The 21,036-nt window shown below is 60.0% G+C and carries 22 protein-coding genes; 15 read left to right on the forward strand and 7 right to left on the reverse strand.

Features of this window, described 5'->3' with window-relative positions; all coding sequences use genetic code 11:
* The first annotated feature begins 86 nt into the window (after positions 1 to 86).
* The 4 genes from uvrD to QMK55_RS13120 all read left to right on the forward strand — a co-directional run bounded on the left by uvrD (position 87) and on the right by QMK55_RS13120 (position 4,451).
* Positions 87 to 2,270 (forward strand): DNA helicase II, encoded by a 2,184-nt coding sequence (gene uvrD / locus QMK55_RS13105; protein WP_102356658.1) that lies wholly within the window; start codon positions 87 to 89, stop codon positions 2,268 to 2,270.
* Between the two features lie 145 nt (positions 2,271 to 2,415).
* Positions 2,416 to 2,856, forward strand: a complete 441-nt coding sequence (locus QMK55_RS13110) for an EamA family transporter (protein WP_102356657.1) — start codon at positions 2,416 to 2,418, stop codon at positions 2,854 to 2,856.
* 175 nt (positions 2,857 to 3,031) lie between these two features.
* Positions 3,032 to 3,907: a Tim44 domain-containing protein gene (locus QMK55_RS13115; RefSeq protein WP_102356656.1), complete on the forward strand. Its 876-nt coding sequence runs from the start codon at positions 3,032 to 3,034 to the stop codon at positions 3,905 to 3,907.
* Positions 3,908 to 4,043: 136 nt separating this feature from the next.
* Positions 4,044 to 4,451, forward strand: a complete 408-nt coding sequence (locus QMK55_RS13120; protein WP_095113175.1) for an SMI1/KNR4 family protein — start codon at positions 4,044 to 4,046, stop codon at positions 4,449 to 4,451.
* Between the two features lie 24 nt (positions 4,452 to 4,475).
* On the opposite strand, the gene QMK55_RS13125 is transcribed toward QMK55_RS13120, so the two are convergent.
* A complete protein-coding gene (locus QMK55_RS13125) occupies positions 4,476 to 6,239 on the reverse strand; it encodes a cation:proton antiporter (RefSeq protein ID WP_320329324.1) in 1,764 nt (587 codons plus the stop codon).
* 283 nt (positions 6,240 to 6,522) lie between these two features.
* On the opposite strand from QMK55_RS13125, the gene QMK55_RS13130 reads away from it, so the two are divergent.
* Positions 6,523 to 7,005, forward strand: coding sequence for an acyl-CoA thioesterase (locus tag QMK55_RS13130; protein ID WP_007934430.1), 483 nt, complete (start codon positions 6,523 to 6,525; stop codon positions 7,003 to 7,005).
* Positions 7,006 to 7,137: 132 nt separating this feature from the next.
* On the opposite strand, the gene pdxY is transcribed toward QMK55_RS13130, so the two are convergent.
* Positions 7,138 to 8,010, reverse strand: coding sequence for a pyridoxal kinase PdxY (pdxY, locus tag QMK55_RS13135; RefSeq protein ID WP_102356654.1), 873 nt, complete (start codon positions 8,008 to 8,010; stop codon positions 7,138 to 7,140).
* 117 nt (positions 8,011 to 8,127) lie between these two features.
* Here pdxY and QMK55_RS13140 point away from each other — a divergent pair, with 117 nt between their 5' ends.
* Positions 8,128 to 8,541, forward strand: a complete 414-nt coding sequence (locus tag QMK55_RS13140; RefSeq protein WP_102356653.1) for a DUF3301 domain-containing protein — start codon at positions 8,128 to 8,130, stop codon at positions 8,539 to 8,541.
* A gap of 1 nt (position 8,542) precedes the next feature.
* Here the strand turns inward: QMK55_RS13140 and QMK55_RS13145 are convergent, their stop codons facing one another.
* Complete coding sequence (locus QMK55_RS13145; protein ID WP_320329325.1) at positions 8,543 to 9,514, reverse strand: CobW-like GTP-binding protein; 972 nt, start codon at positions 9,512 to 9,514, stop codon at positions 8,543 to 8,545.
* A 28-nt stretch (positions 9,515 to 9,542) separates the two neighbouring features.
* Here QMK55_RS13145 and QMK55_RS13150 point away from each other — a divergent pair, with 28 nt between their 5' ends.
* Positions 9,543 to 9,899: an NADH:ubiquinone oxidoreductase gene (locus tag QMK55_RS13150; protein ID WP_102356651.1), complete on the forward strand. Its 357-nt coding sequence runs from the start codon at positions 9,543 to 9,545 to the stop codon at positions 9,897 to 9,899.
* 4 nt (positions 9,900 to 9,903) lie between these two features.
* Here the strand turns inward: QMK55_RS13150 and QMK55_RS13155 are convergent, their stop codons facing one another.
* The gene (locus tag QMK55_RS13155) at positions 9,904 to 10,554 is read right to left on the reverse strand and encodes a DUF1826 domain-containing protein (RefSeq protein ID WP_102356650.1); all 651 of its coding nucleotides are present in this window, start codon (positions 10,552 to 10,554) and stop codon (positions 9,904 to 9,906) included.
* A complete protein-coding gene (gene zigA, locus QMK55_RS13160; protein WP_320329326.1) occupies positions 10,554 to 11,759 on the reverse strand; it encodes a zinc metallochaperone GTPase ZigA in 1,206 nt (401 codons plus the stop codon). The genes QMK55_RS13155 and zigA overlap by 1 nt, the downstream gene beginning before the upstream one ends.
* A 235-nt stretch (positions 11,760 to 11,994) precedes the next feature.
* On the opposite strand from zigA, the gene QMK55_RS13165 reads away from it, so the two are divergent.
* Positions 11,995 to 12,372 carry a glutamine synthetase gene (locus tag QMK55_RS13165; RefSeq protein ID WP_320329327.1) on the forward strand — a complete coding sequence of 126 codons (378 nt, stop codon included), beginning with the start codon at positions 11,995 to 11,997 and terminating at the stop codon, positions 12,370 to 12,372.
* On the opposite strand, the gene QMK55_RS13170 is transcribed toward QMK55_RS13165, so the two are convergent.
* Positions 12,369 to 13,571: an N-acetylmuramoyl-L-alanine amidase gene (locus QMK55_RS13170; RefSeq protein WP_320329328.1), complete on the reverse strand. Its 1,203-nt coding sequence runs from the start codon at positions 13,569 to 13,571 to the stop codon at positions 12,369 to 12,371. The genes QMK55_RS13165 and QMK55_RS13170 overlap by 4 nt on opposite strands.
* 84 nt (positions 13,572 to 13,655) lie before the next feature.
* Between QMK55_RS13170 and folE2 the strand changes: the two genes are divergently transcribed.
* The 6 genes from folE2 to QMK55_RS13200 are packed head-to-tail and all read left to right on the forward strand — an operon-like array spanning position 13,656 to position 18,862.
* Positions 13,656 to 14,552, forward strand: a complete 897-nt coding sequence (folE2, locus tag QMK55_RS13175) for a GTP cyclohydrolase FolE2 (protein WP_102356646.1) — start codon at positions 13,656 to 13,658, stop codon at positions 14,550 to 14,552.
* Positions 14,549 to 15,217 (forward strand): metal ABC transporter ATP-binding protein, encoded by a 669-nt coding sequence (locus QMK55_RS13180; RefSeq protein WP_102356645.1) that lies wholly within the window; start codon positions 14,549 to 14,551, stop codon positions 15,215 to 15,217. The genes folE2 and QMK55_RS13180 overlap by 4 nt, the downstream gene beginning before the upstream one ends.
* The gene (locus QMK55_RS13185; protein ID WP_102356644.1) at positions 15,217 to 16,083 is read left to right on the forward strand and encodes a metal ABC transporter permease; all 867 of its coding nucleotides are present in this window, start codon (positions 15,217 to 15,219) and stop codon (positions 16,081 to 16,083) included. Before QMK55_RS13180 ends, QMK55_RS13185 begins: the two co-directional genes overlap by 1 nt.
* 11 nt (positions 16,084 to 16,094) lie before the next feature.
* Complete coding sequence (locus QMK55_RS13190) at positions 16,095 to 16,970, forward strand: metal ABC transporter substrate-binding protein (protein WP_320329329.1); 876 nt, start codon at positions 16,095 to 16,097, stop codon at positions 16,968 to 16,970.
* Positions 16,967 to 17,527 (forward strand): DapH/DapD/GlmU-related protein, encoded by a 561-nt coding sequence (locus QMK55_RS13195; RefSeq protein ID WP_025112617.1) that lies wholly within the window; start codon positions 16,967 to 16,969, stop codon positions 17,525 to 17,527. The genes QMK55_RS13190 and QMK55_RS13195 overlap by 4 nt, the downstream gene beginning before the upstream one ends.
* A 3-nt stretch (positions 17,528 to 17,530) precedes the next feature.
* Positions 17,531 to 18,862: a dihydroorotase gene (locus QMK55_RS13200; protein WP_320329330.1), complete on the forward strand. Its 1,332-nt coding sequence runs from the start codon at positions 17,531 to 17,533 to the stop codon at positions 18,860 to 18,862.
* Between the two features lie 83 nt (positions 18,863 to 18,945).
* Here the strand turns inward: QMK55_RS13200 and QMK55_RS13205 are convergent, their stop codons facing one another.
* Positions 18,946 to 19,464: a DUF3617 domain-containing protein gene (locus QMK55_RS13205; RefSeq protein WP_102356641.1), complete on the reverse strand. Its 519-nt coding sequence runs from the start codon at positions 19,462 to 19,464 to the stop codon at positions 18,946 to 18,948.
* 131 nt (positions 19,465 to 19,595) lie between these two features.
* Here QMK55_RS13205 and cls point away from each other — a divergent pair, with 131 nt between their 5' ends.
* Complete coding sequence (gene cls, locus QMK55_RS13210) at positions 19,596 to 21,035, forward strand: cardiolipin synthase (protein ID WP_320329331.1); 1,440 nt, start codon at positions 19,596 to 19,598, stop codon at positions 21,033 to 21,035.
* Position 21,036: the final 1 nt, after the last annotated feature.

Genomic DNA, 21,036 nt, shown 5'->3' on the forward strand with positions numbered 1-21,036 from the left:
ACCGACCGGTCGTCATCGGCGGCACTTTCATCGGCTAATGCAAAGCTCGGTTTGCCCGGGCCTGCGGCGCACCCTAGAATGCCCCGATGCGCGATGATCTCTCCCTTCTGCTGAACTCCCTCAACGATGCCCAACGCCAGGCCGTAGCAGCCCCCGTTGGCCGTCAGTTGGTCCTGGCCGGTGCCGGTTCCGGTAAAACCCGAGTGCTGGTGCACCGTATCGCCTGGTTGATCCAGGTCGAAAACGCCTCGCCCCACTCCATTCTGTCGGTGACCTTCACCAACAAGGCCGCTGCCGAGATGCGTCATCGCATCGAGCAGTTGCTGGGTATCAACCCGGCCGGCATGTGGGTCGGCACCTTCCACGGCCTGGCGCACCGCTTGCTGCGGGCGCACTGGCAGGAAGCCGGCTTGAGCCAGACGTTCCAGATTCTCGACAGCGACGACCAGCAACGACTGGTCAAGCGGGTGATCCGCGAGCTGGGGCTGGACGAACAACGCTGGCCGGCCCGTCAGGCCCAGTGGTTCATCAACGGGCAGAAAGACGAAGGTCTGCGTCCGCAACACATTCAGGCCAGCGGCGATTTGTACCTGGCCACCATGCGCGGCATCTATGAGGCCTACGAGGCCGCTTGCCAGCGCGCCGGCGTCATCGACTTTTCCGAGCTGCTGCTGCGCGCCCTCGATCTATGGCGCGATCACCCAGGCCTGCTGGCGCACTATCAGAAGCGCTTCCGACACATCCTGGTGGACGAGTTCCAGGACACCAACGCCGTGCAGTACGCCTGGTTGCGTCTGCTGGGCAAGGGCGGCGACAGCCTGATGGTGGTCGGCGACGACGACCAGTCGATTTACGGCTGGCGTGGCGCGAAAATCGAAAACATTCATCAGTACTCGTCCGACTTCCCGGATTCGGTGACCATTCGTCTGGAGCAGAACTACCGCTCCACCGCCGGCATCCTCAAGGCCGCCAACGCCCTGATCGCCAACAACACCGGGCGTCTGGGTAAAGAGCTGTGGACCGACGGCGGCGATGGCGAAGCGATCAACCTCTATGCCGCGTTCAACGAACACGACGAAGCACGCTACGTTGTCGAAACCATCGAAAGCGCGCTGAAAACCGGCCTCGCTCGCAGCGATATCGCGATTTTGTACCGCTCCAACGCCCAATCGCGCGTTCTCGAAGAAGCCTTGCTGCGCGAGCGCATTCCGTACCGCATCTATGGCGGCCAGCGCTTCTTCGAGCGCGCGGAAATCAAGAACGCCATGGCCTACCTGCGCTTGCTCGAAGGTCGCGGCAACGATGCGGCGCTGGAGCGGGTGATCAACGTGCCGGCCCGTGGCATTGGCGAGAAAACCGTCGAAGCGATCCGCGACCATGCACGCCACAGCGATGTGTCGATGTGGGAAGCGATGCGCCAACTGGTCGCCAACAAAGGCCTGACCGGTCGCGCGGCAGGTGCCTTGGGTGCATTTATCGAACTGATCGAAAACCTCGCCGCCAAGTGCATGGAAATGCCGCTGCACTTGATGACGCAAACTGTCATCGAGCAGTCCGGTTTGATCGCTTATCACGAAGCGGAAAAAGGCGAGAAAGGCCAGGCCCGGGTAGAAAACCTTGAGGAACTGGTCAGCGCCGCGCGCAACTTCGAGCACACTGAAGAAGACGAAGAGCTGACGCCACTGGCGGCGTTCCTCGGCCACGCTTCGCTGGAAGCTGGCGACACGCAGGCCGATGAGCACGAAGACAGCATTCAGCTGATGACCCTGCACAGCGCCAAAGGCCTGGAATTCCCTTACGTGTTCCTGGTGGGCATGGAAGAAGGCCTGTTCCCGCACAAGATGAGCCTGGAAGAGCCGGGACGTCTCGAAGAAGAACGGCGTCTGGCTTATGTCGGCATTACCCGGGCGATGCAGAATCTGGTGATGACCTATGCTGAAACCCGACGCCTGTACGGCAGCGAAACTTACAACAAGGTCTCGCGTTTCGTACGTGAAGTGCCGAAGGGCTTGATTCAGGAAGTGCGCCTGTCGAACAGCGTCAGCCGACCGTTCGGCGGCAACCAGTCGATGAGCGGCAGCAACCTGTTCAGCGGCAGCGAAATTCCGGAAACTGGCTTCAGCCTTGGCCAGACCGTGCGTCATTCGATCTTTGGTGATGGCGTGATCCTGAACTTCGAAGGTGCTGGCGCGCAGGCACGGGTGCAGGTGAATTTCGGCGAAGGCAGCAAGTGGCTGATGCTGGGTTACGCCAAGCTGGAAGCGATCTAAATACTGGTTTTGCGTTTCTGTGGGAGCGAGCCTGCTCGCGAATGAAATCACCACGGCTTATCTGATAAACCGCAGTGAAGCTTTCGCGAGCAGGCTCGCTCCCACAGGGTTTTGTGTAAACCTCGATTCGACACAGGAGCAATTCATGGGCTCAGGCTTCTTTTCTTCCTGGACATTTTGGGCCCTGCTCTCGGCGACTTTCGCCGCGCTGACCGCGATCTTCGCCAAAGTCGGCATCGAAAACGTCAATTCCGACTTCGCCACCCTGCTGCGCACCATCGTGGTACTGGTCAGCCTGGCCTTGATTTTGTACGCCACGGGCCAATATCAGTCCTTGGGATCGATTTCCGCCAAGAGCTATCTGTTCCTGCTGTTGTCCGGCCTGGGTACCGGCGCATCGTGGCTGTGCTACTTCCGCGCACTGAAAGTCGGCCCGGCCTCGCTGGTCGCTCCAGTGGACAAGCTCAGCGTGGTACTGGTGGCGGTGCTCGGCGTGATTCTGCTGGATGAGAAACTCGACCTGCGTCAATGGGGCGGCATCGGCCTGATCACGGCCGGTGTGGTGATGCTGGCGTTTCGTCGCTAAGCCATTTCTCACTGAACCTATCCAATTTTCCTACAGACAAAAGTACATGGCCCTATTGCCTCGACCGAGCTGAACGTAACCTGTCAGGCAAAAGCCCGAAACACTCTCTCGCTAGCCAGTAACACTTCAGCTGTGCAACATGGCGCGCGTGTCTCCACAAACGGGAATTCCCTTTATGAAACGTTTTCTTAGCATCGCCATGGCGTTGTGCATCGGCCTGACGATGAGCCTCGACGCCAACGCCAAGCGCTTTGGTGGTGGCAAAAGCGCCGGCGCTGCGCCGACGCACCAGACCAGCCAGATGGCTCCTTCTTCTCCAGGCATGGGCGGCGCTGCAGCGACCGCTGGTGCTGCCGGCGCTGCCGGTGCTGCGGCCAAGGCCGGCGGTGCTTCGAAATGGCTCGGCCCTCTGGCCGGTATCGCCGCCGGTGGCCTGCTCGCGTCCATGTTCATGGGCGGCGGCTTCCAGGGCATGCAGATCTTCGACATCCTGATCATGGCCGTGATCGCGTTCGTGATCTTCCGCTTCATCGCCGCTCGTCGACGCAAGCAGCAGGAGCACCTGGCTCCGGCCGGCGCGCCGATGCAACGTGAGGTGTTCGAGCAGAAGCCTGCTGCCATGGGTTCGATCTTCGGTGGTTCGGCCGCTCCGGTTGCCGCTCGTCCGGTGATCAACGCGCCAGCCTGGTTCAACGAACAGAACTTCCTTGCCGCCGCGCGCAGCCACTTCCAGTCGCTGCAGCAGCACTGGGACGCCAACGAAATGGACAAGATCGCCGAGTTCGTGACCCCGCAGATGCTCGACTTCCTCAAGCGTGAGCGTGCCGACCTGGGCGACGGCTTCCAGTCGACCTACATCGACAACCTGCAAGTGCAGCTGGACGGCGTGGATGATCGTGCCGACAAGACCATCGCCACCCTGACCTTCAGCGGCGTGTCGAAGACCTCGCGTTTCGACCAGGGCGAAGTGTTCAGCGAAAGCTGGAACATGGAACGTCCGCAGGGCGACAACCAGCCTTGGCTGGTGGCCGGTATCCGCCAGAACGGCTGATCCCTCGGCGCTACGCATGTGGTAATAAAAACCCCAGCCTCGGCTGGGGTTTTCTATTTCGCAGTTGCATCTATAGCGAGCTACTGTATAAACCGGCCCATATAAACCGCGCCATTCAAGCAAGAGGATCCCGGACGTGGAAGAAATCATCGAACAACTGCGCGAAGCCAACGAACCCGTACCGGTTCCACTGGAGTTGCCTGACGAAGACCAGTTGGTGGAGGTAGAAGAAGAACTCTTCATCAACATCCCGTTCGTCTTCAAAGAGTTTCTGCTGACCGTCAGCGACGTGGTTTACGGCAGCCTCGAGCCGGTGACTGTCACCGACCCGCAATCGCACACCTATTTGCCGGATGTCGCAGCCAATGCGTGGGACATCGGCGTACCGCGTGACCTGATCCCGATTTGCCAGGACGGCGACAACTACTACTGCGTCGAAGAAGACGGCACCGTGGTGCTGTGGTCGGGCGAAGAAGAGCTGATCACCGAAGAATCCTGGGAGTCGGTGTGGCACTGGGCGCGGGACGTCTGGCTGGAAAGCTGATCGGCCAGACTCCCCGGGCAATCATCAGTGCCCCGACGACTCCTTGTGGTTGTCGAGAGTTTCCAGCAGGGCCACCTGCATCCGCGTGTGCACCCGGATGAACCAGCGCCAGAGCAGCGCCGCCACGGCGGCCGCGACCACGGCGATCAGCACCAGCAACTTGTTGGTCGGTAAAATACTGGCCGACAAGGCTGCCAACAGCAGAAAGATCACCAGCAGCGAGAGAATCGGGATCACCTCGGAAATCACCCGCCGCACTCGCTGGGTGTGCCGCCCGGCCATCTCCGGCTTCACGCCCATCTCCGCCAGCAGCATCGACAGTGCCTTGAGCTTGCGATAGGCGGCGATCAGAAACGGCAACGACAGCAGCAACGCCCCGCCCCAGATCAATGCCTTCTGCCAGCTCGGATCGCCGATCCAATTCTGCATCCACACCGACAGCCGTCCGGCAAAGAACGCACCGCTGAAGAAAATCGCGATCACCAGCGCCAGGTTGACCCCGACCTGCAGCAGGATCCGCCGGATCATCGCCGCCAGCATCGCGCCCTCGCCTTGCGGCTGGATGCTGCGCAGCCATTCGCCATACATACCGAACACCCGCCCGAGACGCTTGGGCACTGCGGCAGAGAGCTTGATCGACAGGGGGTCGGCCGCGCGAATCAGGTACGGCGTCAGCAGCGTGGTGATCACCGAAACTGCCACCGCCACCGGATACAGGAAGTTACTGGTGACCTGCAGCGTCATCCCGAGCGCAGCGATGATGAAGGAAAATTCGCCAATTTGTGACAGCCCCATCCCGACGCGCAATGAGGTGCGTCCGTCATTGCCGGCGATAAAGGCACCGAGGCCACAGGACAACATCTTGCCGAGCACCACAGCCACGGTAATCACGGCAATCGGCCATGCGTATTGCAGCAGGATCATCGGATCGAGCATCAGGCCGATCGCTACGAAGAAGATCGCACTGAACAGGTCGCGAACCGGCTCGATCAAGCGCTCGATTTTCAGCAATTGCCGCGACTCGGCCATGATTGCGCCGATCAGGAAGGCGCCGAGCACCATGCTGTACTCGAGCTTGACCACCAGCAGGCAGAAGCCGAAACACAGGCCCAGCACGGTGATCAGCAGCATTTCGTTGCTTTCGAATTTGGCGACGTACGCCAACAGGCGCGGCACCAGCAGAATGCCGACCACCAGCGCGACGATCATGAAAAGCGACAGCTTGCCAACCGTGGAAAACACTTCGCCCGAGCTGACCGTACCGCTGACGGCAATGCTCGACAGCAAGGCGATGATGCCGATGCCGAGGATGTCCTCGACGATCAGTACGCCGAAGATCAGCTGGGCAAAGCGTTCGTTCTTCATCTTCAGGTCGTTGAGCGCCTTGACGATGATGGTGGTCGAGGAAATGGCCAGGATCGCGCCGAGGAACAGCGAATCCATGGTGTTCCAGTCGAACCAGCGGCCGATTTCGTACCCAATCCAGATCATCAGCACAATTTCGAGGAACGCCGCGATAAACGCCGTGGCGCCGACCTTGAACAACTTGCGCAGGCTGAATTCCAGCCCGAGGCAGAACATCAGGAAGATCACCCCCAGCTCGGCGAGGGTCTTGATGGTTTCTTCGTCGTGGATCAGGCCGAACGGCGGGGTATGCGGGCCGATGATGAAACCGGCGACGATGTAGCCGAGCACCACCGGCTGCTTGAAGCGGTGAAACAGCACGGTGACCACACCTGCGACCAACATGATCACTGCCAGGTCCTGAATAAAGCTGATGGCATGCATGGTGTGGGCTCCTTGTATGACGTGACCCGCCGTCAGACATCAGAAAGGTCTGAGCGCGCCAGGTAAAAAATCCGCTTTTCGTGTGGGAATTGCCCTTGGGCAGGGCCTTTTGCAGGTTAACACCGCGACTTCCAGCTGAAAGGCGGTGCAATATAAGGAAACAGATCGATCCCGGCGTGACGGCAGCCAGTCGCCTGGCGTCCCGATAACGGTGCTTTTGAAAAAGCGACCAGGCACCCGCAGAGGTGCTTCCAGCCATCCAGCCTTGATCCGTGAGAACGTTATGGAACCCGGAAACGCCCAACTGTCGATGACGGTACTGATGACCCCCGACATGGCCAACTTCTCTGGCAATGTCCACGGCGGTACCCTGCTCAAATACCTCGACGAAGTGGCCTACGCCTGCGCGAGCCGCTATGCCGGCCGATACGTGGTGACGCTGTCGGTGGATCAGGTGATTTTCCGCGAGCCGATCCATGTCGGCGAACTGGTGACCTTCCTCGCGTCGGTCAACTACACCGGCAACACCTCGATGGAAGTCGGCATCAAAGTGGTGACCGAAAACATCCGCGAGCGCTCGGTGCGCCATACCAACAGCTGCTTCTTCACCATGGTCGCGGTGGATGACCAACGCAAACCGGCTTCGGTGCCACCGCTGCAACCGCAGAACAGCGAAGACAAGCGCCGCTACATGCAGGCCCAGCAGCGCCGGCAGATTCGCCAGGAGCTGGAGAAGCGTTATCAGGAGATCAAGGGCGACGCCTGATCGGCCCTTTGGAATGATGTCGTTTTACAGATAGCCTTCGCGAGCAAGCCCCACACATTTAATCGCCGTTCTCCCATGAGAACGCGGTCGAATGTGGGAGCGGGCTTGCTCGCAAATGGGCGTAACGCGGTCTTACAGACTGATCGCCGTCGCCTCGAATTTCACCCGCGGATGCGCAATCCGGTCCTGCGCCCGTACCAGTTGCAGTTCATAGCTGGCACACGCCTGAGTCTCCAGCAGCACTTCATGCACCGCCGCTGCGGTGAATTCAAACGCCGCCACCAGGCTGTCGCCCAGCAGCACCCGCGCCAGGAACAGGCCGGACGTCAGATCGCCCACGCCCACCGGCTGACGCGGAAACGCCAGCAGCGGACGGCGCAGGTGCCAGCTTTCGTCAGCGGTCACCAACAACATCTCGAAACCATCGGCCGGCTTGCCCGGATAATCCAGATGCTTGACCAGCACCGCTTTCGGCCCGCGCGCCAGCAGCGCCCGGGCCATCGCCAGGCAATCGAACAGCGACTGCGGCTTGCGCCCCAAGAAGCTGTCCAGCTCCAACTGGTTCGGGCACATGATGTCTGCCACCGCTGCCGCTTCCTCCAGCAGGAAGTCACTGACTTCAGCTGGCACACTGCAGCCTTTCTCCGGATGTCCCATTACCGGGTCGCACAGGTACAGGGCCTTCGGATTGACCGCCTTGATGCGCGCAACGCCACTGAGAATCGCCCGGCCCTGCGCCGCGCTGCCCAGATAACCTGAGAGCACCGCATCGCAGTTGCCCAGCTCGCCGATGGCGGCGATGCCTTCGACCAGTTCCGGAATCTGCTGCGGCGCCAGCACTTCACCGGCCCATTGGCCGTACTGGGTGTGGTTGGAAAACTGCACGGTGTTGAGCGGCCAGACATTCACCCCGACCCGCTGCATCGGAAAAACCGCAGCGCTGTTGCCGGCGTGGCCGAAGACCACATGGGACTGAATGGCGAGCAGATGAGGCGTACGTTTCATTCGGGTTATTCCGTAAAACGATTGAAATTCAAGCCGCGCAGTATGCGACGAAACACAGCCTGTACGACAGACCGGCGACGCAGTTAAGCTGGGCCAATCTTTTGGAGTTTCCTGTTGATGCTGACCCTCGAAAACATCTTCGTGCTGATGCTGTTCGCCGCTGCCGGCGCATGGCTATGGCACAACCACGGCTTGCGCGAACGGGCGCTGGAGCGGGTCAAGCAGCATTGCATCAACGTCGGCGTCGAGTTGCTGGACGGCAACGTCGCGTTGAAGAAAATCGGTTTGATCAAAGATGCCAGCGGTCGGCGGCGCCTGGCCCGGATCTACAACTTCGAATTCACCGTGACCGGCGAAACCCGGCACAACGGCACCATCACCCAGTTTGGCGCGCACAGCGCGCAGATCGAACTGGCGCCCTACCCGGCGCCGTTCGACGACACGCCACCGGTGGTCGAAGTCACTCGCCCACGGGCCGAAGTGATCGAACTGAGCCAGTGGCGCCAGGAACACAACAAGTGGAAGCCGTAAGCTAATCCGCCTGAACCCGGCATCGCGCCAGGCCGGCCTGCAAAGCATCGACATTCTGCGGATCGGCGAAGATCAGTTCGATACGCGAATCCCGGCGCCATTCGCTCAGTTGCCAATTGAGCTCAGCGTTATCCAGAGCATTGGCCGACACCCAGCCCTCCTCGCTGTGGATAACCAGTTTGGCCCGCCGCCAATTCAGGGCCTTCAGCCATTCGCTCACGCGTTGCGTAACGAACGTCTGGCTCGGGTGCCAACGCCAGCCGATACTCCAGCCACCCTCCTGCGCCTGATTCAGGCAGATCGGCACTGTCGGATCGCTCCAGAGCGACGGGATCGGCCCAGATCCCTTGGGCACAGCGAAGTTATCCACACCCGCTACGGCTTGCGCAGTCACACCCGGTAGCTCGCGCAAAGGCAGTTGCGCCTGCTGCGTCCAGATCAGCCTGACCGATGGCAAGCGCTCGGCAATGGTCTGCCGCACGGCCTCATCCAGACTTTCGGCCTTGTTCAGCAACAGCAAACCAGCGCTGGCGAGCGCCTCTTGCTGAGCGCTCGGCAGGGCTTTCCCGGCGGCAAGCGCCTGTGCGTCCAGCACCAACACACAGGGCTGTACCGCGAGTACACCCAGCCATGGTGCAGCGCTCAACTGCTTGAGCAATTGCGCCGGATGGCCCAACCCGGACGGCTCGATGAACAGCCGATCCGGCCTGGCCTTGCGCAGTAAACGACCGAGGCCGATCTGAAACGGCGCGCCATTGACGCAACACAAACAGCCCCCGGCGACTTCGCCCAGTGCGATACCATCGGCGTCGCGGGTCAGCAGCGCGGCGTCTAGACCGATCTGGCCGAACTCGTTGATCAGCACTGCCCAGCGCTCGCCTTCCGGCCGTTGCATCATCAACTGGCGAATCAGGCTGGTCTTGCCGGCGCCCAAGGGGCCGGCGATGACATGAGTAGGAATGTTCTGCAACATGGCTGGGCGTTTTCTGAGGGGATTGGATATGCGTTGGATGGGATGGTCGTTGCTGTTGACGCTGGTGTCGAGCGAAGCCTTGGCTCAAGCCTGCGTGGTGCACAGCCAGGGCGAGCGGCTCGACGTCAAGGTCTGCCAGCAGAACCGCAATATTCCCGAGAAGTTGTTCAACGACGGTTTCTGCCAGCCGACGCTCGCCGGGCAGAACGTCGAGGTGCAGTACGTCGACCAATGCCCGAGCGGCGCATTCGGCGTGTGCAGCAACGCGCAAGTCGCCAATATGCCCTATCGCCAGGATATCCACTATTACGGTGTTGCCTCCGACGCGGCGTATTTAAAGCCGTACTGCGAAGGCCAGAGCCAGGGCAAGTGGCTCAAGCCTTGAGCCGTCAGCCGAGCCAGTCGAGGGTCAGCAGCAGTCGTCGTTCACCCGGTGCTGGTTGCGGGGAGCGGTGAATCAGGCCGAAGCCTTCGTTGCCGTGCCATTTCTCGCCTTTCAATAGCGCCACGTCCGCGCTCTGCAGTTGCTGGATCTGCGCCATGTCCTGCGGCTCGGCGTTTGCCTGGCCCAATTGCTCGCGATCCATCACCCCTTCCTTGAGCCACTGACTGCCGATTCCCGCGTATGTGGTGATCAAGCGCACTGGCACGTGATCGACATGAAAGCGCGGGCACATGGCCTTGTCCAACACCCGCAGGCGCAGGCCGACACGGCGTGCACCCAGCAGACAGGTGAAGGCACTGACCAGCCATTGCAGATCAGCGATAAAGCCTTCGTAGCCTTCCAGATCACGGAATCCGGCGGCCAGTCCGCTGAGATCGGGGGCGGCGTCTTCGTCCGGCAACTCCAGGCAAAGCGATTCTGCCAAAGGCTCGTTTAGCGACAGCAACAACGCTGCGAAATCGGCGATGTGCAGCGGCAGTTGGCGCTGCCAGACCGCGAGATTGACGTCATCTTCGAGGATTCGCGTGAGTATTTCCGGCGTCGCCCCTTGGTGCTGTTGGCGTACCCGGTTTTGTTGCAGTTTGAGCGCAAGCATCAGGCAGCCTCATCGTGCCAGGGGCCGAACGGATCCGGCAGCATGCGCCAGCCTTCGGCGCCAGCGGCCATTTCCTGATCCGTCAGCAAGCAGGCGTCGAGTTCAGCTGAGAGCTGCGAGAAATCGATGTTCTGACCAATGAATACCAGCTCCTGACGGCAATCGCCGACACTCGGCGTCCAGTTTTTCATGATTGCCGCGGTGCTTTCCTGATCCTGCGGCCATTGGTTTTCAGGGACGAAACGCCACCAGCGTCCGGCAAAACCATGGCGCATCAGGCCGCCCGCCTGTGACCAACTGCCCGCATCGGTGGCTTTGCTGGCGAGCCAGAAGAAGCCTTTGGAACGCAGCAATTTGCCGTTCGTCCACGGACGGTCGATGAAGTTGTAGAAGCGCTGCGGATGAAACGGGCGGCGCGCCCGGTAAGCGGTGGAGGCAATGCCGTACTCGGTGGTTTCCGGCACATGTTCACCGCGCAACTCCTGTAACCAGCCGGGGGCCTGGGCGGCTTTGTCGAAATCGAAACGTCCGGTGTTGAGGATCTGCTCCAGCGGCACCTCGCCCATCACCATCGGGATGATTTGCGCCTGAGCGTTGAGGCGCTTGAGGATTGCTGTCAGCTCGTCGCGCGCCTGGCGGCTGATGAGGTCGATCTTGCTGATCAGCAGTACGTCGGCGAACTCGATTTGCTCGATCAACAGGTCGGTGATCGAACGTTCGTCTTCCTCGCCCAATGTTTCGCCTCGGGAGGCGAGGCTCTCGGCGGCCTGATAGTCGAGGAGAAAGTTCATGCCGTCGACTACTGTAACCATGGTGTCGAGTCGCGCAACGTCGGCGAGGCTCTGGCCCTGTTCATCGCGGAAGGTAAACGTTTCGGCGACTGGCAGCGGTTCGGAGATCCCCGTGGACTCGATGAGCAGATAATCGAAACGACCCTCACGGGCGAGCTTGCTGACTTCTTCAAGCAGATCCTCGCGTAACGTACAGCAGATACAACCGTTGCTCATCTCCACCAGTTTCTCCTCAGCACGATTCAGGCTGACATCGCGCTGAACTTCGCTGCCATCAATATTGATTTCGCTCATATCGTTAACGATGACAGCGACGCGCAATCCATCTCGATTACGTAGTACGTAATTCAAAAGTGTACTTTTTCCGGCGCCGAGAAAGCCCGAAAGAACGGTCACGGGAAGTGGCGATGACATTGGATAATCCTCATCAGGTTGTGGCCGATGGGCGTTTATGCCGGGACATGGCGTAACGCACCGCGCTCTCTGGCTTCAAAACAGCGTTGTGGCAGAAGCAGACGCTTTAAATCGGCGAGCTCAGGCTCAATTCAATTTTATGTTATAGTATAACAATATAAATACGCCAGACCCGCTCTTGCCCAAACCGATAAAGAGCAGGAAGCTGCACGCAATCTGCCCATCGGGAACCATCATGAAAAATGCCCTGAAATGCTCGCTGTTGAGCCTTGCGTTGCTGTCGGGTATCGACGCCTGGGGACAGACTCCAATGCTCGCCAACTGCACGCGCAGCGCCAATCTGCTGGCCTGTATCGATGCACAAGGCAACGCCTACAGCGTGAACACAGTGGGCAGCACGATTTACCTACGGGGCTTTGAAAAGGACGGCAAACGATACTGGGCGCAGACCAACAGCCGTTTCGGCCAACTGACGCTCTTCACCGGAATCGCCTCTGATGGGGAAGCCTGGGTGGGCTATACCCGTCGGGTCGGCTGGACGACGATCAATCGTTTCTCCAGCTCAGGAGGCGGCAGCGCGAAATTCACCTGCAGCCGGATCACAGGCTGCTAAACCTGAGTTTTTTGCTGCTCCTGCTGCCAGGCGATGTAGCTGTCGATCGGCGGATTCTTCTGAAAATAACGCTGCAATCCTTCGAACAAACCGTTAGCGATAGCTTGCTGATGTCGGGTTGTCACCAGGCGCTGGCTGTCACGCGCGTTGGAAATGAAGCCGGTTTCCACCAGAATCGATGGCACATCCGGTGACTTCAACACCGCAAATCCCGCCTGCTCCACGCGCTTCTGATGCAACGTGGTAATGCCTTGCAGACTACCCAGTACGGTGCTGCCCAGTTGCAGACTGGCGGCAATGGTGGCGTTCATCGACATGTCGAGGATCACGCCGGCGAGCATCGGATCCTTGTCCTTGAGGTTGAGCAGACTGGTTGCGCCGAGCAGATCCGCACCGTTCTCACGTTGCGCCATAAAGCGCGCTGTCGCTGACGTCGCACCGCCTTCGGACAGGCAATACACCGAAGCCCCAGACGCGGTCAGACGCGGTGCCGCATCGGCATGCACCGAGATGAACATGTCGGCCTTGTGCCGACGAGCGATATCCACACGCTTGCGAAGGGGCACAAAAAAGTCATCATTGCGCACCAGTTTTACGTCGAAACCCTTCTCCCTTTTCAGCCGTTTGGCGAGCAATTGCGCGATGGAAAGCACCACATCTTTTTCCCGCTCGCCCTTGGCACCGACCGCGCCGGGGTCCTTACCGCCGTGTCCTGGATCAACCACGACGATAATATCGCGTTTGACGTGAACACTATTCGCGGGTGTTTCACGTGGAACCATTGCCGTATTCGGTGCCTGTTTGGCGTTCACCAAATCAAGCACCAAGCGGTGTCCCTGACCGTCTTGGGGCGCCAAAAGAAAGCTGTTCAATAGCACCGGATTGTTCAGATCGAGCACGATCCGCGTATCACCTTGGCCAAAGTGTCCGGAGCGGATGGAGCGAATGACCGTATCCGCCAATGCCAATTGACTGAAATCACCACTCAAACTCGCCCCGGAAAGATCAATGATCAAGCGCTCTGGCGCACTCAGAGTGAAGGTTTTGTAGCGCACTGGTCCGCTCAAATCGAAGACCAACCGCAGCTTTTCCTCCGAACGCCAGAGCCGCGCATTGCGCACTTGCGTGGCCGAAACACTGAAGGGCAAAGCGAAGGCTGCGCTAGCAAGGAACAAATTGAGCAAGTGGCGTCTGTGCATATGAAAACCCGTTCATGAAAAAGGCATCGTGATTTGAATTGTTATAATGTAACATTCAATTCACTCAACACGATGGTCCCGAACATGAATTCGCTGACACTTCCGGATATCGCGACTCAAGCCGCTCGCCAAGCTCTACCGCTTGAGTGGGTGGGAATGCGCGGCGTTGCTTTGCCCGTTCTGCTGGAAGGGCAACGTCTGAACGCGAAGGCTGATGCGGGCGTGAGTCTCGATGATGGCGAGACACGCGGTATTCACATGTCGCGGCTGTATCTGGCGCTGGATAAGCTCGAACAGCAACACCTTTCTCCTGCAATTTTGCGTCAGATACTGCAGCGATTTCTGGACAGCCATGAAGGTCTGTCCAACAGCGCCTACCTGAATATTCATACCGATTTGCTGCTTAGAAGGCCGGCGCTGGTCAGCCCTTTATCCGGCTGGAAAACCTATCCAGTGACCCTCGAAGCCAGTCTGAGAAATCAGATGTTCCACGTGGAACTAAAAATCGAACTCCCCTATTCCTCGACCTGCCCATGCTCTGCAGCGTTGGCAAGACAGTTGATCCAGCAGCAATTCATCAACGACTTCGCCAACAAACCACTGCTGCATGCCGACGTTCTGACTTGGCTCGGTTCAACTCAAGGCATCGTCGCTACCCCTCACAGCCAACGCAGCACTGCGCAGTTACACCTGCATCTGGACGAGTTCATCGATGAACTGCCACTGAGCGCAATCATCAATGATGCTGAAACCGCGCTCGGCACCGCCGTACAAACCGCAGTAAAACGCGCAGATGAACAAGCCTTCGCCCTCGCCAACGGACAGAACCTGATGTTCTGCGAGGACGCCGCCCGCCGACTCAACCTGGCACTGCGTCGCTCTCCAGGTGTCAGCGGCTTCCACTTGCGGGTGATTCACGCTGAAAGCCTGCACGCCCATGACGCGGTCGCTGAAAGTCATTGGACCCGGGAGCCTGCATGATTCGCTGCCAAGCCCTGAGCTGGGGCGCTCCCGGCTATCCCCTGACATCACCGCTGGATCTTGAGCTGGACGGCGGCAGCCTGACCGCCATCATCGGCGCCAATGGCTGTGGCAAAAGCAGTCTGCTGAAAGTCATCGCCGGGCTACAAAAGCCCTTGTCTGGCAAAGCCCTGCTGAGTGTTCCACGGCAAAGCGGACTGTCGTTCCTTCCACAGCAACAGCACCTTGATCGTCAGTTTCCCATCAGCCTCGAAGAACTGGTGGCCGCCGGATTCTGGGGACGCCGGCTCTCCACGCAATTGCGCACGCAACGCCTTGCCGACGCCCTTGAGCACTGGCACCTGAGCGGCCTGGAAAAACGTCCTCTCATGGCCCTCTCTGGCGGCGAACTGCAACGTGCCCTGCTCGCCCGGTTGAGCCTGGCCGACGCGCCGTTGCTGTTACTCGACGAACCCCACGCCGCGCTCGATGAACACGGTCAGCAACTGCTGTGGCAACACATCCATGCCTGGCACAACCAAGGGCGGACGCTGGTGGTGGTTTGCCACGATCTCGCCGCCGTGCGCCAACACATTCCACAAACACTGCTGATCAAACACAGCGAGTGCGTGTTCGGCCCCAGCGGTGAACTCATCCAGCAAACACCGCATACGCAGGTAGCCTGATGCTCACCGTCGTTCACCTCTGGCAACCGTTCAACGAATTCGTGTTCATGCGCCGAGCGCTATTAGGTGGATTGTTGTTGGCTTGCAGTACAGCTCCACTCGGCGTGTTCCTGATCCTGCGGCGCATGAGCCTGATCGGCGACGCCGTCGCCCACGGCATTCTTCCCGGCGCCGCATTGGGATTCTGGTTCGCCGGTCTGAGTCTGCCCGCGTTGACCCTCGGTGGTCTGGGTGCCGGCCTGAGCATGGCCGGACTGGCCGCCTGGATCACCCGACGCACCGGTCTGCGCGAAGACGCCAGCCTCGCCGCGATCTACCCGATCTCACTCGCCAGCGGTGTGTTGATTCTCGGCATCGCCGGCAAACGTCTCGATTTGCTGCACCTGTTGTTCGGCTCGGCACTGGCGGTCGACGGCCCTACTCTTCACGGCATGTTATGGGTCTCGGCATTCAGCCTGATCGCCATGACGGTGATCTACAAACCGCTGCTGCTCGACACGCTGGATCCACTGTTTCTGAAAACCGTCAGCCGTCTCGGCCCACTCGCCCACGGCGTATTCCTGACCCTCGTCGTACTGAATCTGGTGATCGGTTTCCAGGCCATCGGCGCGCTGATGGTAGTGGGTCTGATGATATTGCCAGCCGCCGCTGCGCGTTTCTGGAGCCGACGCTTACCGGTGCTGATCGCCATTGCGGCGCTTATCGGCTGCCTGTCGGTGTGGTGCGGATTGTTGATCTCGTTCTACTACTCGCTGCCCAGCGGCCCGGCGATCGTACTGGTCGCGGGTATCGGTTATCTGCTGTCCGTGGTGTTCGGGCCGGTGCACGGCTTGCTGCGCCGCCCGCCTTTGCTCACATCCCAATGAGGTGTTTCCCGATGCGCGCTCTACTCGTGTTGTTCGGCCTGCTGCTGTCGATGTCGTTGTCGGCGGCGGAAAAATTGCCGGTGGTCACCAGCTTCAGCATCCTCGCCGACATGGTGCATCAGGTGGGTGGCGAACATATTCAGATCACCAACATGGTCGGCCCGGACGCTGATGCGCACACCTATGAGCCGACGCCGGACGACGCCAAGGCATTGCTCAAAGCCAAACTGATCATCAAGAACGGTCTCGGTTTCGAACCATGGCTCGATCGACTGGTGACCAGCACCGGCACCCAAGCCCGGCTCATCAGTGCCAGCCACGGTGTGATTCCGCGCTCGCTCGATGAAGACGGCGATACCATTCCCGACCCTCACGCCTGGCATAACCTGGCCAACACCGAGCTGTACATCGCCAACATCACCAAGGCGCTGATCGCTGCCGATCCGGCGAACAAGGCCGATTACCAACGCAACAGCCAGACCTACCTGAAACAGATTTACGCCCTGCTCGCCGAAGCCAAGGCCCAGCTCGGGTCACTACCGCCGGGCAATCGCAAAATCGTCACCAGCCACGATGCCTTCGGTTATCTCGGTCAGGCCTACGGCATCGACTTCATGGCGCCGCAAGGTCTGTCCACCGAGCGCGAACCGTCAGCCGCCGAAGTCGCCGCGCTGATCAAGCAGATCCGTCAGGCCAAGGTCAAAGCTGTGTTCATGGAAAACATCAAGGACGCGCGCCTGCTCAAGCAGATCGCCGAGGAAAGCGGCGCGCACATCGGCGGCACGTTGTACTCCGATGCCCTCGCCGCCAGTGGTCCGGCCAGTACCTTTGCCGGGCTGTTCGAATACAACCTCAACACCCTTTACGACGCGCTGAGCCAACCATGATCCGCAAGAATCCTTCAGGCGATCTGCCGCAGATTGCCGAGTCGGCCTACGTCGACAAAACCGCGATCATCTGCGGCAAGGTGGTCATCGGCGAAAACGTGTTCGTCGGGCCCTACGCCGTGATTCGTGCGGATGAGGTGGACGCCTCAGGCGCGATGGAGCCGATCACCATCGGCGCCAATTCGAACATCCAGGATGGCGTGGTGATCCACTCCAAATCCGGCGCCGCCGTGACCATCGGCGAATTCACTTCGATCGCTCACCGTTCTATCGTGCATGGTCCATGCGTGGTCGGCGACCGGGTGTTCATCGGCTTCAACAGTGTGCTGTTCAATTGCGTGGTCGGTGACGGCTGCGTGGTGCGGCACAACTCGGTGGTCGATGGCCGCGATTTGCCCGACGCGTTCTACGTGCCCTCCACCACCCGCATCGGCCCCAACACCGACCTCTCGCAGTTCCCGCCGGTGAGTGTCAGCGCCTCGGAGTTTTCCGAAGACGTGGCGCGCACCAACGTCGATCTGGTGCGCGGTTACAAAGCCCTGCAGAACGAGTTCTGAACCATGAGCAGCGTGCTGATTCGCAACGCCAGACTGGTCAACGAAGGACGCGAATTCGACGGCGATCTGTTGGTCAGCCATGGCCGCATCGTCAAGATCGCGCGCAGCATCGACGGTGAAAATGCGCGGGTGGAAATCGACGCTCGTGGCCAGTGGCTGGTGCCGGGGATGATCGATGACCAGGTGCATTTTCGCGAACCGGGGGCGCCGGCCAAGGGCTGCATTCACACCGAGTCTCGAGCGGCAGTGGCGGGCGGCATCACCAGTTTCATGGACATGCCCAACACCCAGCCGGCCACCCTCACCCTCGAAGCGCTGGCCGATAAAAAGCGTCGGGCGGCGATCAGCTCCGTGGCCAATTACGGCTTCCACTTCGGCGTTAGCCAGGACAACCTCGACACCGTCGCCGCGCTCAATCCCTGCGAAGTCGCCGGGGTCAAAGTGTTCATGGGCGCCTCCACCGGCAACATGCTGGTGGATGACCCGAAGATCCTCGAGCGCCTGTTCGCCGAAGTGCCGACGATTCTGTTGGCCCATTGCGAACACACGCCCAGCATCGAGGCCAACGCAGCCCGCCTGCACGGGCGCCAGGGCGAACACTTGCCGGCGAATATCCATGCGCTGATCCGCGATGCCGAGGCTTGCTATCGCTCCTCTTCACTGGCGGTGGAACTGGCGAAACGGCACGGCACCCGCCTGCATGTCCTGCACCTGACCACCGCTCGCGAGTTGGCGTTGTTCGAGGACAAACCGCTCGCACAGAAACACATCACGGCTGAGGTTTGTCTGCATCACCTGCTGTTCGATGACCGCGACTATCCAGCCCTCGGCAACCTGATCAAATGCAACCCGGCAATCAAGACCCAGGCCGACCGTGACGCTTTGCGCGCGGCGTTACTGAGCCATCGACTGGATGTGATCGGCAGCGATCACGCACCGCATACCTGGGCGCAAAAGCAGCGCCCTTATGCCGAGGCGCCCAGCGGTTTGCCGCTGGTGCAGCAGGCGTTGCCGGCGCTGCTGGAACTGGTGGCCGACGGCGTGCTGCCGATCACCACATTGGTGGCGAAGACCAGTCACCGGGTGGCGGATCTGTTTGCGATTCCGGATCGGGGTTATTTGCGTGAGGGCTATTGGGCGGATCTGGTGCTGATTGAGCCAGCGGCTCTGGAAGTGTCCCGGCAACCGATTCTGTCGCAGTGCGGCTGGACGCCATTTGCCAACAGGACTTTTCGGCATCGGGTGAGTACAACACTGGTGTCGGGGCAGATTGCGTGGGATGGCGGACGGGTGAATGAGGGGTGTCAGGGCTTGCCGTTGCGGTTTATGCGCTGATCATCAAAACGCTTTCGCGAGCAAGCTCGCTCCCACAAGTTGGAATGCATTTCCCTGTGGGAGCGAGCCTGCTCGCGAAGCATTTAAGCTCTTGGCTTAACAGCGCCGCAATCCTGACCCAACCACACCGCGCGGGTTTCCAGACTGCCCTTCTGGTTGATCCCGATGGCATTGAACGTGCCGTTGGCCACGGTGGTGAATTCACGATCACTGAGGAACGTGGCAACGCCAGTGCCCTGCGCTTTCGGGCAACTGAAACGGAATTTCCACTGGTTACCGGTGCGCTCGGTGATCTGCTGTTTGCAGCCTGATTGTGGATCGGCCAGCGGTATATCGTTGGTCGCAACCTGCTGCGGCGTCAGGCAGGCACGAATGCCCTTGCCGCCGATGTTGATCCCGTTCTTTTCCAGCGCCGCGCGCTGTTGTGGAGTCATCTGGCCTTGAAGCTGGCCGAGGATCGATTGCACATCCATTGGCTGGTCATCGACCTTGACGTTGCTTGAGGTCATCTCCCACAGCCCCGGCTGCAGCATTTGCGCCTGTGCAATCACCGGCATTGCCAAACCCAGGCCCAGCGCCAAACCCAGCAGACGAACGTTCATCGAAAAACTCCTGATCAGTAGTGGCCGTTAGACGTCGGCCGATGGCTTCGGTTCATGGGCCAATTAAATAGCGACAATCGCGCCGGAACATGGTCTGTTACGCATTGAATCTTCAGGAGCAAGGCTGCCCCATGGATTATTTTGGACCGCACATTTTCGGTTATCTGATCGCCCTCATACATAGCCTCGGCTTGATCGCCGCCATTCACGCGGTGCTGACCGTACGCACCGCGCAAGGCTCGATCGCCTGGGCATTGTCGCTTATTTTCATTCCCTACCTGACCCTCATCCCTTATCTGGTTTTCGGCCGCAGTACCTTCGACGGTTACATCAAGGCGCGGCGCCAGGCCAACGAACAGATGCGCCAGGCGATTTCCGAGTTGAACTGGCGACCGTGGGTGGAAGAAGCCCTCACCGCCCGCGCCTCGAATGCCTACGCCTCGCTCCGCGCCATGCCCAAACTGGGGCGCATGCCGTGTCTGGCGAACAACGAAGTGCAGCTGCTGGTGAATGGCCACGCGACGTTTTCGGCGATTTTCCAGGCCATCGATCAGGCGCGCGAAGCTGTGCTGATCCAGTTCTTCATCATCCATGACGACCGCCTCGGGCAAAGCCTGCGCGACCTGTTGCTGAAGAAGGCCGCAGAAGGCGTAGCGATTCATTTGCTCTACGACCGGATCGGCAGCCACGCCCTGCCCCACAGCTACGTGCAAGCGTTGCGCGACGGCGGTGTCGAGGTCGAAGCCTTCGCCACGCGCAGCGGCTGGCTCAATCGCTTTCAGGTGAATTTCCGCAACCACCGCAAAATCGTCGTGGTCGACGGCGTGCTCGGCTTTGTCGGCGGGCATAACGTCGGCGATGAATACCTGGGCGAGAAGCCGCCACTGGCGCCATGGCGCGATACCCACGTTCAAGTCCGCGGCCCGGTGGTGGCCTGCATGCAGGAGTCGTTCGCCGAGGACTGGTTCTGGGCCGCACGCACGCTACCGCCGCTGATCCTGCCGGATGTCTACCCGGAGGATGGCGTGCTCTGCCAACTGCTGGCGAGCGGTCCGGCTGATGCCTACGAAACCTGCTCGCTGTTCTTCGTCGAAGCGATCCATGCGGCGACGGAACGGGTGTGGATCACCAGCCCGTATTTCATTCCCGATGAGGCGGTATTCGCCGCATTGCGCCTGGCAGTGCTGCGCGGTGTCGATGTGCGCCTGCTGCTGCCCTCGCGTCCCGATCACCGCATTGTTTACGCAGCGTCCAGTCTTTATGCGTTCGAAGCGGTGCGTGCCGGCGTGCGGGTATTCCGCTATGAACCCGGGTTCCTGCATCAGAAAGTAGTGTTGATCGACAGCGAAATCAGCGCCATCGGCAGCGCCAATCTGGATAACCGCTCGTTCCGGCTGAATTTCGAAGTGATGCTGCTGACGGTCGACAGCGAGTTCGCCGCCAACGTGGAACAGATGCTCAACGACGACTTCGAACAGGCTTACGAAGTCGCTAAAGAGGAAAGCCGGGAGGTCCACCGCCTGCAACAGCTCGGCATGCGGATCGCCCGGCTTATTTCACCGATTCTTTAGA

Source organism: Pseudomonas sp. P8_229 (assembly GCF_034008635.1).
GTDB lineage: Bacteria > Pseudomonadota > Gammaproteobacteria > Pseudomonadales > Pseudomonadaceae > Aquipseudomonas.

Excerpts from the sequence above, each read along its gene's own strand:
- QMK55_RS13140 (WP_102356653.1), top strand. The coding sequence starts at position 8,128 with ATGCTGACCCTCGAAAACATCTTCGTGCTGATGCTGTTCGCCGCTGCC.
- QMK55_RS13125 (WP_320329324.1), bottom strand. The coding sequence starts at position 6,239 with ATGCATGCCATCAGCTTTATTCAGGACCTGGCAGTGATCATGTTGGTC.
- QMK55_RS13130 (WP_007934430.1), top strand. The coding sequence starts at position 6,523 with ATGGAACCCGGAAACGCCCAACTGTCGATGACGGTACTGATGACCCCC.
- zigA (WP_320329326.1), bottom strand. The coding sequence starts at position 11,759 with ATGTCATCGCCACTTCCCGTGACCGTTCTTTCGGGCTTTCTCGGCGCC.
- QMK55_RS13205 (WP_102356641.1), bottom strand. The coding sequence starts at position 19,464 with ATGAACGTTCGTCTGCTGGGTTTGGCGCTGGGCCTGGGTTTGGCAATG.
- QMK55_RS13150 (WP_102356651.1), top strand. The coding sequence starts at position 9,543 with ATGCGTTGGATGGGATGGTCGTTGCTGTTGACGCTGGTGTCGAGCGAA.
- QMK55_RS13155 (WP_102356650.1), bottom strand. The coding sequence starts at position 10,554 with ATGCTTGCGCTCAAACTGCAACAAAACCGGGTACGCCAACAGCACCAA.
- QMK55_RS13190 (WP_320329329.1), top strand. The coding sequence starts at position 16,095 with ATGCGCGCTCTACTCGTGTTGTTCGGCCTGCTGCTGTCGATGTCGTTG.
- QMK55_RS13200 (WP_320329330.1), top strand. The coding sequence starts at position 17,531 with ATGAGCAGCGTGCTGATTCGCAACGCCAGACTGGTCAACGAAGGACGC.
- QMK55_RS13145 (WP_320329325.1), bottom strand. The coding sequence starts at position 9,514 with ATGTTGCAGAACATTCCTACTCATGTCATCGCCGGCCCCTTGGGCGCC.
- folE2 (WP_102356646.1), top strand. The coding sequence starts at position 13,656 with ATGAATTCGCTGACACTTCCGGATATCGCGACTCAAGCCGCTCGCCAA.
- QMK55_RS13170 (WP_320329328.1), bottom strand. The coding sequence starts at position 13,571 with ATGCACAGACGCCACTTGCTCAATTTGTTCCTTGCTAGCGCAGCCTTC.
- cls (WP_320329331.1), top strand. The coding sequence starts at position 19,596 with ATGGATTATTTTGGACCGCACATTTTCGGTTATCTGATCGCCCTCATA.
- QMK55_RS13195 (WP_025112617.1), top strand. The coding sequence starts at position 16,967 with ATGATCCGCAAGAATCCTTCAGGCGATCTGCCGCAGATTGCCGAGTCG.
- QMK55_RS13110 (WP_102356657.1), top strand. The coding sequence starts at position 2,416 with ATGGGCTCAGGCTTCTTTTCTTCCTGGACATTTTGGGCCCTGCTCTCG.
- QMK55_RS13180 (WP_102356645.1), top strand. The coding sequence starts at position 14,549 with ATGATTCGCTGCCAAGCCCTGAGCTGGGGCGCTCCCGGCTATCCCCTG.
- uvrD (WP_102356658.1), top strand. The coding sequence starts at position 87 with ATGCGCGATGATCTCTCCCTTCTGCTGAACTCCCTCAACGATGCCCAA.
- QMK55_RS13185 (WP_102356644.1), top strand. The coding sequence starts at position 15,217 with ATGCTCACCGTCGTTCACCTCTGGCAACCGTTCAACGAATTCGTGTTC.
- QMK55_RS13165 (WP_320329327.1), top strand. The coding sequence starts at position 11,995 with ATGAAAAATGCCCTGAAATGCTCGCTGTTGAGCCTTGCGTTGCTGTCG.
- QMK55_RS13115 (WP_102356656.1), top strand. The coding sequence starts at position 3,032 with ATGAAACGTTTTCTTAGCATCGCCATGGCGTTGTGCATCGGCCTGACG.
- pdxY (WP_102356654.1), bottom strand. The coding sequence starts at position 8,010 with ATGAAACGTACGCCTCATCTGCTCGCCATTCAGTCCCATGTGGTCTTC.